Source organism: Paenibacillus sp. TY11, from assembly GCF_059772165.1.
On record NZ_JCBAIQ010000020.1, the window covers coordinates 19,582 to 33,203 of the forward strand.

10 protein-coding genes are annotated in these 13,622 nt (G+C 48.2%); 9 read left to right on the forward strand and 1 reads right to left on the reverse strand.

From position 1 onward, the window contains the following. Window positions 1–83: 83 nt before the first annotated feature. The 3 genes from secA (at window position 84) to AC6EJC_RS20350 (ending at window position 5,159) form a co-directional block, all read left to right on the forward strand. Entirely contained in the window at window positions 84–2,534 is a 2,451-nt protein-coding gene (gene secA, locus AC6EJC_RS20340; RefSeq protein WP_444955524.1) for a preprotein translocase subunit SecA, read from the forward strand. 513 nt (window positions 2,535–3,047) lie between these two features. Then, window positions 3,048–4,161 (forward strand): peptide chain release factor 2 gene (gene prfB, locus AC6EJC_RS20345; protein WP_444955525.1). Its coding sequence is split into 2 segments (ribosomal slippage): window positions 3,048–3,119 and window positions 3,121–4,161, totalling 1,113 coding nucleotides; the frame shifts between segments, so codons are not numbered across the junction. Window positions 4,162–4,259: 98 nt separating this feature from the next. Next, window positions 4,260–5,159, forward strand: a complete 900-nt coding sequence (locus AC6EJC_RS20350; protein WP_444955584.1) for a YitT family protein — start codon at window positions 4,260–4,262, stop codon at window positions 5,157–5,159. Between the two features lie 94 nt (window positions 5,160–5,253). Here the strand turns inward: AC6EJC_RS20350 and AC6EJC_RS20355 are convergent, their stop codons facing one another. Further along, complete coding sequence (locus tag AC6EJC_RS20355; RefSeq protein WP_444955526.1) at window positions 5,254–6,183, reverse strand: SMP-30/gluconolactonase/LRE family protein; 930 nt, start codon at window positions 6,181–6,183, stop codon at window positions 5,254–5,256. Window positions 6,184–6,655: 472 nt separating this feature from the next. Between AC6EJC_RS20355 and argC the strand changes: the two genes are divergently transcribed. From argC to AC6EJC_RS20385, 6 genes are all read left to right on the forward strand, one after another. Then, window positions 6,656–7,705 carry an N-acetyl-gamma-glutamyl-phosphate reductase gene (gene argC, locus AC6EJC_RS20360; protein ID WP_444955527.1) on the forward strand — a complete coding sequence of 350 codons (1,050 nt, stop codon included), beginning with the start codon at window positions 6,656–6,658 and terminating at the stop codon, window positions 7,703–7,705. 106 nt (window positions 7,706–7,811) lie between these two features. Then, window positions 7,812–9,038 carry a bifunctional glutamate N-acetyltransferase/amino-acid acetyltransferase ArgJ gene (gene argJ, locus AC6EJC_RS20365; RefSeq protein WP_444955528.1) on the forward strand — a complete coding sequence of 409 codons (1,227 nt, stop codon included), beginning with the start codon at window positions 7,812–7,814 and terminating at the stop codon, window positions 9,036–9,038. A gap of 119 nt (window positions 9,039–9,157) precedes the next feature. Next, window positions 9,158–9,997, forward strand: coding sequence for an acetylglutamate kinase (gene argB / locus AC6EJC_RS20370; RefSeq protein WP_444955529.1), 840 nt, complete (start codon window positions 9,158–9,160; stop codon window positions 9,995–9,997). Between the two features lie 53 nt (window positions 9,998–10,050). Further along, on the forward strand, window positions 10,051–11,313 hold the full coding sequence (gene argD / locus AC6EJC_RS20375) for an acetylornithine transaminase (RefSeq protein ID WP_444955530.1): 1,263 nt from the start codon (window positions 10,051–10,053) through the stop codon (window positions 11,311–11,313). Window positions 11,314–11,361: 48 nt separating this feature from the next. Then, window positions 11,362–12,318 (forward strand): ornithine carbamoyltransferase, encoded by a 957-nt coding sequence (gene argF, locus AC6EJC_RS20380; RefSeq protein WP_444955531.1) that lies wholly within the window; start codon window positions 11,362–11,364, stop codon window positions 12,316–12,318. A gap of 53 nt (window positions 12,319–12,371) precedes the next feature. Further along, window positions 12,372–13,607, forward strand: a complete 1,236-nt coding sequence (locus AC6EJC_RS20385) for an argininosuccinate synthase (protein WP_103047455.1) — start codon at window positions 12,372–12,374, stop codon at window positions 13,605–13,607. Window positions 13,608–13,622: the final 15 nt, after the last annotated feature.

Consider the following 13,622-nt stretch of genomic DNA (forward strand, 5'->3'; position numbering starts at 1 on the left):
CATATCGGGAATCAATTTCATCATGGACCCTTTCTAATTGTGAAATTGATTCTATTAATTGTTTTGCGCGAAAGGGGTAAACCATGCTAGGAATTGTTAAGAAAATCTTCGGAGATACCAACGAACGTGACGTCAAGCGTTTAATGAAGACGGTTGAACTGATCAATAAGATAGAGCCGGATTTTGAAAAGCTCTCGGATGAGGAGTTGCAAGCGAAGACGGCGGAATTTAAGGCTCGGGTCGAACAGGGAACTACGGCTGAAGAAATTTTGCCGGAAGCTTTTGCAACTGTTCGTGAAGCGTCCAAGCGGGTGCTGGGCAAACGTCATTATGACGTACAGATGCTCGGCGGTATTGCGCTGCATGAAGGTAAAATTGCCGAGATGAAAACCGGTGAAGGTAAAACACTGGTAGGAACACTGCCGGTTTATTTGAATGCTCTGTTGGGCAAAGGCGTGCACGTGGTTACGGTCAATGACTATTTGGCGCAGCGTGACAGCGGAGAAATGGGACAAATCTACAACTTCCTGGGGATGACTGTAGGGCTGAATTTGGCGAATATGGATCATGCCGCCAAGCAGGAAGCTTATGCTTGTGACATCACGTACGGTACAAACAACGAGTTTGGGTTCGATTATCTGCGGGATAATATGGTGCTTTACAAAGAGCAGATGGTACAACGTCCGTTGTACTTCTGTATCATTGATGAAGTGGATTCCATTCTCGTCGATGAAGCCCGTACACCATTGATTATTTCAGGACAAGCTCAGAAATCGACAGAGCTGTATTTTGCGGCTGACCGTTTTGTGAAGAGCCTGAATGTTGAAGAAGACTACACCCTGGATATTAAGGTGAAGTCGGTTGCTTTGACCGAAAACGGCGTATCCAAAGCTGAAAATTTCTTTGGTCTCGAAAACCTGTACGATCAGGAAAGTGTTACAATCAATCACCATATTGTACAGGCATTGAAGGCTAATGCTATTATGCGTTTGGATGTGGACTATGTCGTAGCTGACGGTGAAGTTCTGATTGTCGATGAGTTTACAGGTCGTTTGATGGCTGGACGTCGTTACAGTGATGGTTTGCATCAAGCCATTGAAGCGAAGGAAAACATCATTGTACAAAATGAAAGTATGACGCTAGCCACGATTACATTCCAAAACTATTTCCGTATGTACCGCAAATTGGCGGGTATGACGGGTACAGCTAAAACAGAAGAAGAAGAATTCAAAAAAATATATGGTCTGGAAGTGCTCCAAATTCCGACGAACCGCGCCAACCAGCGTGTGGATATGCCTGACGTAGTGTACAAGAGCGTGAAAGGCAAATTCCATGCAGTGGTAGATGAAATTCTGGAGCGTAACAAAAAGAACCAGCCGATATTGGTAGGTACGGTCTCTATTGAAAACTCAGAGCTTCTTTCTGAAATGCTGAAACGCAAAGGCGTTCGTCACAAAGTGCTTAACGCCAAGTATCATGCCGAGGAAGCTGAGATTATTTCCCGTGCAGGTGAAGCTGGCGCAGTTACCATCGCTACCAACATGGCTGGACGTGGTACTGACATCGTACTGGGCGAAGGCGTATCAGAACTCGGTGGTTTGCACATCATCGGTACAGAACGTCATGAATCCCGTCGTATTGATAATCAGCTTCGCGGACGTGCAGGACGTCAGGGTGATCCAGGCTCCACGCAGTTTTACTTATCGCTGGGCGATGAGTTAATGAAGCGTTTTGGTGCGGACAACGTACTGAATATGATGGAGCGTTTGGGCTTCGAGGAAGACCAACCTATCGAGAGCCGCATGATTACACGTGCTATCGAATCAGCTCAAAAGCGCGTCGAAGGCAACAACTTTGATCAGCGTAAAGTCGTTCTCCAGTATGATGATGTGATGAACCAGCAGCGTGCTATCATTTACAAACAACGCCGTGAAGTGCTGGAATCAGAGAACATCAAGGAAATTGTGTTCGATATGATCAAGCCTGTTATTGAGCGTGTGGTGGAAGCTCATTGTGGTGATGACATTCCTGAAAACTGGGAGCTTGAAGAAGTAGCAGAGTATGTGAACAACAACCTGCTTGAGGAAAACTCACTTACACGTGATGATCTGTGGGGCAAGGAAAAAGAAGAAATGGTCGATATGATCTTCGAGAAAGTTTCCAACAGATACCACAGCCGTGAAGAGATGATTGGCGAAGATATGGTACGCGAGTTCGAGAAAGTTATCGTACTGCGTGCAGTCGATAGCAAATGGATGGATCATATTGATGCTATGGATCAATTGCGTCAAGGTATTCACTTGCGTGCTTACGGCGGTACCGATCCGCTGCGCGAATATCAATTTGAAGGCTTCGAAATGTTCCATGCTATGATTGCTAGCATCCAAGAGGAAGTAGCGACATACATCATGAAGGCACAAATTGAATCTAACCAAGAGCGTCAGGCTGTCATTGACGAAGACAAAATCTCGACGAGTGGCGAACCTGCGGCTCCTAAAAAGAAATCCGCCCCTTCGCGTCCGCGTAGAAAATAACGGATTGAAATTAAGGGATAGATCTTGAGATACACTATTCCCTGCAGTGCATATAATGGCAGGCGGCAGTTCAACCACTGACCGTCGGCCATTTTGTGCCATACAGGGGGCGACGCCGATGTTTTCAACTATAGTTCTTCTGTTGGAGGATCAGTTTGAATATTTTTTTCTTGAGAAGATTGTCCCTGTTTCTATAATTATGACAAGCAAGCAGGTCCCTGCTTGCTTGTCAGTTAATTCAGCAGTTGATCCGGCTCACATAACCAGAGCCAGTTATTTAAAAGCTGTTTGACTTTACGGCGGTCGGTAGCGAAGCGGAGGATTTGAATCTGGAGAAGCGCCAGCGTTCGCCTTTGCAGTGAGATGCCCACCTTTGAATGTGTTATTCCAATCAAGGGCATCTCGCTGCAACAGCGATCGTAAGATCAAATCATTCGCGCAGCGCCTACCCACCAGCCGTAACTCACAACGCTTTTACTCCCCCTAACCATATATTAAAAGGAGAATGACATCATGATAGATCCAAGTGTAAAGCATGATTTACGAGAAATAGGCAAGAAACTAACAAACCTTAGGGGGTCTCTTTGACTTAGATCTCAAGCAGGAAATGATCGCAAACTTTGAAGAAAAGATGGCTGCGCCTGATTTTTGGGATGATAATGACAAGGCTCAAGGTGTAATCGCAGAAATGAACGCTGTTAAGTCTTCAGTGGACAGCTATGAACAGCTTCGTCAGGAATACGAAGACGCCGGTATGATGGCTGAACTGGCTGATGAGGAAGGCGATGAAACACTGGCTGGAGAGATCGAGAACAGTGTCGCTTCTCTACTGAGCAAGCTTCAGGAGTTTGAGCTGCAATTGCTTTTGAATCAGCCGTATGACAAGCTTAATGCCATCTTGGAGTTGCACCCGGGGGCAGGCGGAACTGAGTCCCAGGATTGGGGACAAATGTTGCTGCGGATGTATACGCGCTGGGCAGAAAAACGGGGCTTTAAAGTAGAAACCCTGGACTATCTAGCGGGTGATGAAGCAGGGATTAAGAGCGTAACACTATTGATCAAAGGTTATAATGCCTACGGTTATCTGAAAGCGGAGAAAGGTGTGCATCGACTCGTTCGCATCTCACCATTTGATTCGTCCGGTCGTCGGCATACATCGTTCGTCTCCTGTGATGTGGTACCGGAAATTGCGGATGATGTGGACGTTGAAATCCGTACGGAAGATCTGAAAATTGATACGTACCGGGCCAGCGGCGCGGGCGGTCAGCATATTAATACAACCGACTCTGCCGTTCGGATTACGCATCTACCTTCCGGTATTGTCGTAACTTGTCAAAATGAACGCTCCCAGATCAAGAACCGTGAGCGTGCTATGACGATGCTCCGTTCCAAGCTCTACGAGCGTAAGATCGAAGAGCAACGTCAGCAATTGGACGAAATCCGCGGAGAACAGTCTGATATTGCATGGGGCAGCCAAATTCGCTCCTACGTGTTCCATCCATACAGCATGGTTAAGGATCATCGTACTAGTGTGGAAACTGGCAACGTAGGAGCTGTCATGGATGGCGATCTCGATCCGTTCATCGACGGATACCTGCGCAGCCAAATTAAGCTGGACGCAGAATAATAGCCTGTACGTTTTCCTACAGAACCGCAGACCATGTGCCTGCGGGCTGTAGGAATTTTTGTGTAACGGTATTTTTTAATTAAAGGAGAACACGAATGATGTCTCAATTGAATCCTCCCGCTGCCCGCCGAAGACGCCGCAAGCCTCTGATTGCCGCCAGCGGACCAGTACGTAACGTGACCGATGTTCTGCTGATTATACTCGGCTCCTTCATTACAGCGGTGACCTTTAACATGTTCTTGCTTCCAAACCAGATTGCATCCGGGGGGGTATCTGGCTTGTCTATCTTGGGCGAGGACCTGTTTGGCCTGGAACCGGCCTATACGCAGTGGGGAATGAATATTCCGTTATTTATAGCAGGGGTACTGTTGTTAGGGAAAAAGTATGGTTTGCGTTCCCTGCTGGGAAGTATTATGCTGCCGCTATTCGTTTATGTGACGAAGGATTGGGCAGTTCCGACAACAAATCCGCTGCTGGCTTCGTTGTATGGTGGAATCGGGGTAGGGTTGGGTTTGGGCACCGTATTTCGGGGCAGGGGCTCGACGGGTGGACTGGCTATTTTGGCGCAAATTATTCAAAAGTATACCGGTTTTAGTCTTTCTCTCTGTGTCATGCTGATGGATGGCACGGTGATTACACTGGCTGGTTTCGCCCTGTCGCCGGAACGGGCGCTGTATGCATTGATTGGCTTGTTTGTAACTGGCAAGGTCATTGATGCTGTGGAAATGGGACTGAGCTATTCCAAAGTGGCCTACATCATATCCAATCAGAAAGAAACGATCATGCAAGCCATTTTGCAGGATTTGGATCGAGGATTGACAGAGCTGGCAGGACGGGGCGGTTACACGAACGAAGAACGCCCTGTACTTATGGTTGTAGTCGGGCAAAACGAGGTGACTCGCCTCAAAACGCTCGTCCGCTTGGTAGACCCGGAAGCTTTTGTGATTATTAGTAATACACGTGAGGTATGGGGTGAAGGTTTTAAGAAGGAAAGCTGAAACAAAGTGGCCTGTCTGGAGGCTTGCTCTTAACTGAATCAATGCCGGAGAGCCCACTGATGTAGTAGGCTCCTCTCTCTTCAGAATAGCTTCACTAGGTTCTTTTTGCTAATCGTTCAAGCCAATTTGCCGTTTGTCCTTGATTAAAAAACGAGGTTGGCATCCCTTTTACCCCTGTTTTGACCATAAATAAACCGCCTGCTAGGGGTTGATTGGCACTATCGTCATCTTGAGCAGTCGTAATATATAACTCATCCAGATGTTCACCGCCAAAAGCGCACGAAGTCACACGATTGACTGGGAGTGACACCTCAGCAATCACTTCTCCATGGGCAGGATGGATACGGGAGACACGTTTACCGCCCCAGCGAGCAATCCACAACATGCCCTCTGCATCGATTGTCATGCCATCTGGATACCCTTCACTTTCATCCAATCTAGCCACCAGTTGCTTATTCATAATAGTGCCTTGTGTCACATCGTAATCGAAGGAGACGACTTCCAATGTTGGAGTATCAATATAATACATTGTACGATGATCTGCGCTCCAGGCTAATCCATTAGATATAGAAGCTTCATCAACCAGTAAGGAGACATTACCTTCTGTGCTCAGACTATACAATGCTCCTTGTGCGAGTTCACCATTTAGGCTCATTGTTCCTGCCAAAAAACGTCCTGCAGGATCGCATTTACCATCATTAAATCGATTACCTAGTCTACCTTCTTCAGGATCATGGATCAATACTTTGGTCCCTGTCTCAATATTCAAACAGTATAGACCGCTGATCAGGGCTACGATTACTTTATTTTTGAGATAAGGTACAACTGCACTAATATGTTCACCAACATCTATTGTACGATCTGTGCGTGTAGAAGGATCGTAGATATGCAATTGAAAGCCTTCAATATCGACCCAAAATAAACGTTGGAACTGTTGATCCCAACTAGGACCCTCGCCTAACTTCGCTTTAGCATCTATAACGATATTTGCTGTATATGTTTCGATGTATAACACCCCTAACATTTAGTTTATTTTCGAAATTATGATCCCAACTATCCAATAGTGAAGTTGCCTCTATACGGACATACATATGAATGAACCCCCAATCATACGCTCCAGCGGCGCCTCCTGCGCAAACTCACTAAATGCAGTCAGTGTGATTTCCTCTTGTATATAGACTACGCGTACCCCATCCATGTTCAACGAGTTCATAAAGTGCAGCAAATGGCCAATCAAGATGAATACCAATGTAGGAGATAATTTAAAGGGAATCTCCCCCCTCCTTTTCTTTATGCAAAACGGAAGACCATATTCAAGAGGCCCTCTGTCTCTTTTTTATTTCCTTTATTATAGCCTGTACAGCTTGTCCGTCAAAAGAATAGGCAAGAGCGCATATTTTATATTTGGAGGAATAACATTACATGAGGTGTTGTATTTATATGAATAGAGTCGTATAATAATACATATTTCATAGGAACGGAATGGAGGAAGGTCTGTGAGCAGCAAGCTAAAAGTGGCAATTGTCGGTTCCACCGGATATGGCGGGGTGGAGCTGATTCGATTTTTGGTTCATCATCCGCAGGTAGAGATCGTATCTGTTATTTCTTCGTCCAGCGCGGGTGTCCCGATCAGTGACGGGTTTCCACATCTGACGGACATTGTGGTGCAGGATTTGGACGGTGTCGATGTCCACGAAATTGCTGCCAAGGCCGATCTGGTTTTCACAGCTACGCCATCGGGCGTAAGTACCAAGTTAGTGCCGCAGCTTCTTGATGCTGGACTGAAGGTCATTGACCTTTCCGGGGACTTCAGGCTCCGAAGTGGGGAAACGTATGAAGCATGGTATAAAAAGCCTGCGGCTTCACCCGAATATCTCAAGCAAGCGGTATACGGACTCAGCGAGGTGTATACAGAAAAGCTTGCGGGCGTTTCTTTTATTTCCAATCCGGGCTGCTATCCGACGGCGACATTGCTGGGGATTATTCCTGCCCTGAAAGCGGAGTGGATTGACCATCAGTCGCTGATTGTGGATGCCAAATCCGGGGTATCTGGCTCCGGTCGGGGAACAAGTCTCGTTTCGCATTATGCGGAAATGAACGAGAATTTTAAGGCTTATAAGGTCAATAAGCACCAGCATATCCCTGAGATCGAACAGGTACTGGGTGATGTTGCGGGCGAGGACGTTACGATTACGTTTACGACACAACTTGTTCCCATGACCCGAGGAATTATGAGTACAATTTATGTCACGCTGAAGGGTGACCATACAGATCAGGATCTTATCGGGTTATACCGGGATTATTATAAAGGCCATCCTTTTGTCCGTGTACGTGGCGAAGGTATATGGCCAGCAACGAAGGAAGTATTTGGTTCGAATTACTGCGACATCGGTTTTGCAGCAGATGCGCGAACCGGGCGTCTTACGATTATTTCTGTCATTGATAATGTTGTGAAGGGTGCCGCTGGACAGGCGATTCAGAATTTAAATTTGATGATGGGATGGGAGGAGAACCTCGGGCTGGGCTTCATACCGGTATATCCGTAAGTAGGAAGTAACCGCAACATGGATACGGGAAACGTCAGCGGGCGGAATTTGGAATGCAAGCGCAGCTGTCACTCATCGAATATGTTGCGAACGAGGGCACATAATTATGGGCAAAGTAGGGTTTACAGTAGTAAACGGGGGCAACATCGTAACCCCGCGTGGCTTTACAGCCGGGGGATTGCACTGCGGACTGAAAAATACGAACCGCAACGATATTGGAGCGATTCGTTGCGAGGTAGAGGCGACAGCTGCTGCGGTGTACACTACCAATGTGTTTCAGGCTGCACCGCTGAAGGTGACCCGCGAGAGCTTGGCAGATGGTCGATTGCAGGCGGTAGTGGTGAACAGCGGGAACGCCAATGCCTGCACGGGACAGCAAGGAGAGCAGGACGCCTACGCTATGCGTTCGGCTGCGGCTCGTGAACTGGGTGTTGCCGAGAATAATGTAGCCGTTGCTTCGACTGGTGTGATTGGCGAGCACTTGAAAATGGATCGTGTGCTTGGCGGTATATCCTCATTACCTGACCGTGTGAACGGGGCAAGCGATGGAGCGGAGCAATTTACCCAAGCCATTCTGACAACGGATTTGGTTAAAAAAGAAGCGTGTGTGGCGGTTGAAGTGGACGGTGTGACCGTGCACATCGCTGGGGCGGCAAAGGGCTCGGGCATGATTCATCCGAATATGGCAACGATGCTCGCTTTTATGACTTGTGATGCAGTGATCGAACAGACGGCGCTTCATCAACTATTAAAGCAGGCAACGGATACCAGCTTTAATATGATTACGGTGGATGGGGATACGAGCACGAACGATATGCTGATCGCCATGGCAAGCGGGCTGGCGGGCAACGGTGAGTTGCACGTAGGGCATCCCAATTGGGAGGCTTTTGCCGAGGCGTTCACCTATATCTGCCGAGAGCTGGCGAAGGCAATTGCTCGCGATGGAGAAGGTGCTACGAAGCTGGTAGAGGTGTCTGTAAGCGGAGCGGTAAGCGATGCGTCCGCCCAAGCGATAGCCAAGACGGTGATCGGGTCCAGTCTCGTCAAGTCAGCCGTTTTCGGAGCAGACGCGAATTGGGGGCGGATTATTGCAGCCGTTGGGCGTGCCGGAGAGCCGGTTAATCCAGATACGGTAGATATCCGCTTGGGTGATATTGTTGTGCTAAGCCAATCAAGCCCGGTCGCTTTTGATGAAGAAGAGGCGCTAGCCTATTTGCGGGGAGATACGGTGCGAATTATTGTTGATTTGCATCACGGGAACGGAACCGCTACAGCATGGGGCTGTGACCTAACCTATGATTATGTGCGGATTAACGCAGCCTACCGGACATAGATACCAGAATAAAATACGAATTGAATTAGGATAGTAGTTGATAGAAGCAACGAGCGGATGTAAGTCTAGTATCATTTAAAAATCGCACGGACTGTGCAGAGGAGAAAAGGAGAGATGATATGCAATCGGCAGTGGAGCACGCGGATCAAGCGAATCATGCGGGAGTGGCGCGTCGTAATTTTGTGATGAAATGCGGAGGAAGTACGCTGGCTGCGTTACCTGATTCCTTTTTTGAAGATTTGGCGCGTTTGCAGTCGGAAGATCTTCAACCTGTCATTGTACATGGCGGCGGCCCTGCGATCTCCGACAACTTGGCGAAGCTGGGAATCGAAACAGAGTTCATTCATGGATTACGCAAAACGACCGAACCCGTGCTGGATGTCGTGGAAATGGTGCTGGCAGGCAGCATTAACAAGCAGATTGTACGTAGAATAGGGATGCATGGAGGCCGAGCGTTGGGGTTGTCAGGCAGTGATGGCTATTTAATCGAAGCTAAGCCTGTGTCGAATGCCGCAGAGGTCGGTTGGGTCGGAGAGGTAACATCCGTTCAGGCTTCGATTATTACAGGTGTACTGGATATGAACTATATGCCTGTTATTGCACCGATCGGGATTGATCGATCCGGTCAGCGTTATAACATTAATGCGGATACAGCGGCGGGTGCAGTAGCCTCTCATCTGGGCGCCAGCCGGATGATCGTCGTTACAGATGTACCGGGCATATTGAAAAAGCATGGCGGAGAAAAGAAAGTGCTGGACTCCATCACCGTACAGGAGATTGAGGATATGATCAGCACAGGTGAAATATACGGTGGTATGATCCCGAAAGTGAGAGCGGCTATTGCCTGTATCCACGGCAAAGTGAAGGAAGTCGTCATTGTGAACGGTAGCGCACCGCAGGTATTAAGTCGTGTGCTGGGCGGAGAATCAATTGGAACACGCATCGTGCGTATGCAGTAATTGCAATATACAGCTCAACCTATATAACCAAACGAAAAAGGAGCGTGAACATAATGAGTAAGGAACCGAATACGCTGGTGACCGAGGAAATGCCAAGTACGGATGGAAGCGGAGTGCAAACGGAAAAGGTGTCGGCAAAAGCGCAGACAGAAAGCTCTCTTTTTCCAACCTATGCAAGATACCCGCTTACACTGGTGAAAGGACAAGGAAGCTGGCTGTGGGATGATCAGGGCAAGCGTTATCTGGATTTCATGTCAGGCATTGCCGTTACCAATCTCGGCCATGCGCCTCAAGCTGTAGCTGAGCGATTGAAAAAACAGATTGATGAACTGTGGCATGTATCCAATCTGTTTCATATTCCAGGGCAGGAACGGGCCGCTGCCTTGCTGACAGCAAATAGCAGCGCAGATGCCGTATTCTTCTGCAACAGCGGGGCCGAAGCGAACGAAGCTGCGATTAAGCTGGCGCGTCGTTACCACCAGAAGGTGAAGCAGACCGGTCGCTACGAAATCATTACGTTCACGCAATCCTTCCACGGACGGACGCTGGCAACTTTGACCGCTACCGGTCAGGACAAAGTAAAAGAGGGATTTTTACCGCTTCCTGCCGGGTTCAAAAGCGTTCCGCTTCACGATCAGGCTGCACTTGAAGCAGCCATCAGTGAACATACGGCGGCAATTATGTTGGAAATGGTGCAGGCCGAAGGCGGCATGTATCCGGTAGCCCCTGCTTTCGTAGACGTGATTACAAAGCTGTGCCGCGAGCATGGTTTGCTGCTGATCATTGACGAGGTACAAACAGGCATGGGACGGACGGGCAAGCTGTTTTCCTTTGAGCATTATGGTATAGAGCCCGATATCTTTACATTGGCGAAAGGACTGGGCAGTGGTTTCTCTGTGGGTGCGATGTTAGGCAAAGAATATTTACGTGAAGCGTTCACAGCGGGCAGCCATGGTTCTACCTTTGGGGGTACGCCACTTGCTATGGCAGCAGTTCAGGCGACCATTGAAACAATTATTGATGACCAACTGCCAGAACGTGCAGCTGAGATGGGAGATTATCTTTTCCATAGTCTGCAAAAGCAGCTTGGAGATATTCCTTTTGTAAAGGATATCCGTGGAAAAGGCTTGATGGTCGGCATTGAGTGTGCGGAGCCGGTAGCGGAGCTTGTTTTGGCAGGACAGAAGAAGGGCATTCTGTTCATTACAGCAGGACCAAACGTGATTCGCCTGTTGCCTAACCTGTATGTAACGAAGGATGAGATTGATCAGGCTGTAGCACTGATTGCTGAATTGATTCGTGAGCATGTGGCTTAGTATAAAGGTCAGAATCTTCCTAGATTAAAGTGTAAAGGAGACGATAGCATGAGCCAGGGCGGCGCACTGCAGCAGATGAATTTGAAAGGACGGGACTTCCTAGAGCTGGACGACTACTCGCCAGAGGAAATCCAGTATTTAATTGATCTCGCCATTGAAATTAAGCGTAAGCATAAAAACGGGGAAACCTATCAGCCGCTAAAGGGGAAAACGCTCGGACTGATTTTCGAAAAATCCTCTACACGTACACGGGTATCTTTTGAAGTCGGTATGTATCAATTGGGGGGGCATGCTCTTTTCCTCAGCAAAAATGACATTCAACTGGGACGCGGCGAACCGATTAGCGACATGGCCCAAGTGATGTCACGTTATCTGGATGGCATTATGATTCGTACCTTTGGGCACGATAATGTCGTAGAGTTGGCACGTTATGCATCTGTCCCTGTGATTAATGGCTTGAGTGATTTGGCGCATCCGTGTCAGGTACTAGCTGATTATCAAACATTGTATGAGCAAAAGGGTAAGCTAAAAGGGCTCAAATTGGCTTACATCGGAGACGGTAACAATATGGCGCATTCCCTCTTGATTGGTGGAGCGAAGCTCGGAGTGCATGTGTCAATTGCAAGTCCAGCTGGATACGAGCCTGATCCTAGTGTGGTCGCGGCTTCTCGTGAGATTGCCAAACAGACAGGTAGTGAGATTGTTATAACCCAAAGTCCGCAGGAAGCAGTAAAAGATGCGGATGCGATCTACACAGATGTGTGGGCGAGCATGGGCTTTGAGGAAGAACAGAAGGAACGGGAGCTTGCTTTTGCCGACTTCCAGGTGAATGAGGAACTGGTCAAGCTGGCGAAGCCAGATTATTTATTCCTGCACTGTCTGCCTGCGCATCGTGGGGAAGAAGTGAGCGCAGGAGTAATCGACGGTCCGAATTCGGTCATTTTTGATGAAGCGGAGAATCGTCTGCATGCGCAAAAAGCGCTGTTAGTTGCTTTAATGGGATAAGATTAATAGGTAAAGAAGATAAAGGCTAGAAGCATTCGGGGAGGACTTCAACAATGGCAAAAGAAAAAATCGTACTCGCATATTCCGGCGGTCTGGATACGTCGGTCATTCTGAAATGGCTCAAAGAAACTTATGATGCTGAAATCATCGCATTCACCGCAGATATCGGTCAAAAGGAAGAACTGGACGGTTTGGAGGAAAAGGCACTCGCTACGGGCGCTTCCAAAGTGTACATTGATGATCTGCGTGATGAATTCGCCAAGGATTTTATCTATCCGATGTTTCAGGCGGGTGCTTTATATGAAGGACAATATTTGCTCGGAACGAGTATTGCACGTCCATTGATCGCTAAGCGGATGGTCGATATTGCGATTGCCGAGGGAGCAACAGCAATCGCTCACGGCGCAACAGGCAAAGGTAACGATCAGGTGCGCTTCGAGCTGAACGCGGCGGCGTTAACGCCGGATATCAAGGTGATCGCACCTTGGCGGCTGGAAGAGTTCCGCAATCAGTTTCCGGGCCGGGCAGAAATGATTGCCTATGCGGAAAAGCACGACATTCCGGTAACCGCTTCTGCAGCCAAGCCATACTCCATGGACCGTAATCTGCTGCATATCAGCTATGAAAGCGGCGTGCTGGAGGACCCTTGGTTTGATCCGAGCGCTCCTGAAAATAAAGAAATGTTCTTGCTCAGCAACGCGCCTGAGGACGCTCCTGATGAAGCAGAATATTTGGAGTTGGAATTTGAAGCAGGTAACTGCGTTGCTTTGAACGGAGAACAGCTAACTCCGCTGCAAGTGATGGAAAAACTGAATGAACTGGGCGGCAAGCATGGTATCGGACGTGTAGATATGGTGGAAAACCGTTTTGTTGGCATGAAGAGTCGTGGAGTCTATGAGACGCCGGGCGGTACGATCCTGTTCACAGCTCACCGCAAAATGGAATCTATCACGATGGACCGCGAGGTTATGAATCTGCGCGATAGTCTGATTACCCGTTATGCTACCTTGGTTTACAACGGTTTCTGGTTCGCGCCAGAACGTGTCGCTTTGCAGGCTCTGGTTCATGAGAGTCAGAAAAATGTCAGTGGTACCGTACGCGTGAAGCTGTACAAAGGCAATATTATCGGCGCAGGCGTCAAAAGTCCGGTTAGCTTGTACAACCCGGACATTGCGACTATGGAAGCTGATCCGACACAAGCCTACGATCAAGGCGATGCAACAGGCTTTATCCGCTTGAATGCTCTGCGTTTGAAGGTCAATGCGGGCGTAACACAAAATCATAAATAATGATGTAACCTAAAA

Excerpts from the sequence above, each read along its gene's own strand:
- argD (WP_444955530.1), top strand. The coding sequence starts at position 10,051 with ATGAGTAAGGAACCGAATACGCTGGTGACCGAGGAAATGCCAAGTACG.
- argF (WP_444955531.1), top strand. The coding sequence starts at position 11,362 with ATGAGCCAGGGCGGCGCACTGCAGCAGATGAATTTGAAAGGACGGGAC.
- AC6EJC_RS20385 (WP_103047455.1), top strand. The coding sequence starts at position 12,372 with ATGGCAAAAGAAAAAATCGTACTCGCATATTCCGGCGGTCTGGATACG.
- argJ (WP_444955528.1), top strand. The coding sequence starts at position 7,812 with ATGGGCAAAGTAGGGTTTACAGTAGTAAACGGGGGCAACATCGTAACC.
- argB (WP_444955529.1), top strand. The coding sequence starts at position 9,158 with ATGCAATCGGCAGTGGAGCACGCGGATCAAGCGAATCATGCGGGAGTG.
- AC6EJC_RS20350 (WP_444955584.1), top strand. The coding sequence starts at position 4,260 with ATGTCTCAATTGAATCCTCCCGCTGCCCGCCGAAGACGCCGCAAGCCT.
- secA (WP_444955524.1), top strand. The coding sequence starts at position 84 with ATGCTAGGAATTGTTAAGAAAATCTTCGGAGATACCAACGAACGTGAC.
- AC6EJC_RS20355 (WP_444955526.1), bottom strand. The coding sequence starts at position 6,183 with ATGTTAGGGGTGTTATACATCGAAACATATACAGCAAATATCGTTATA.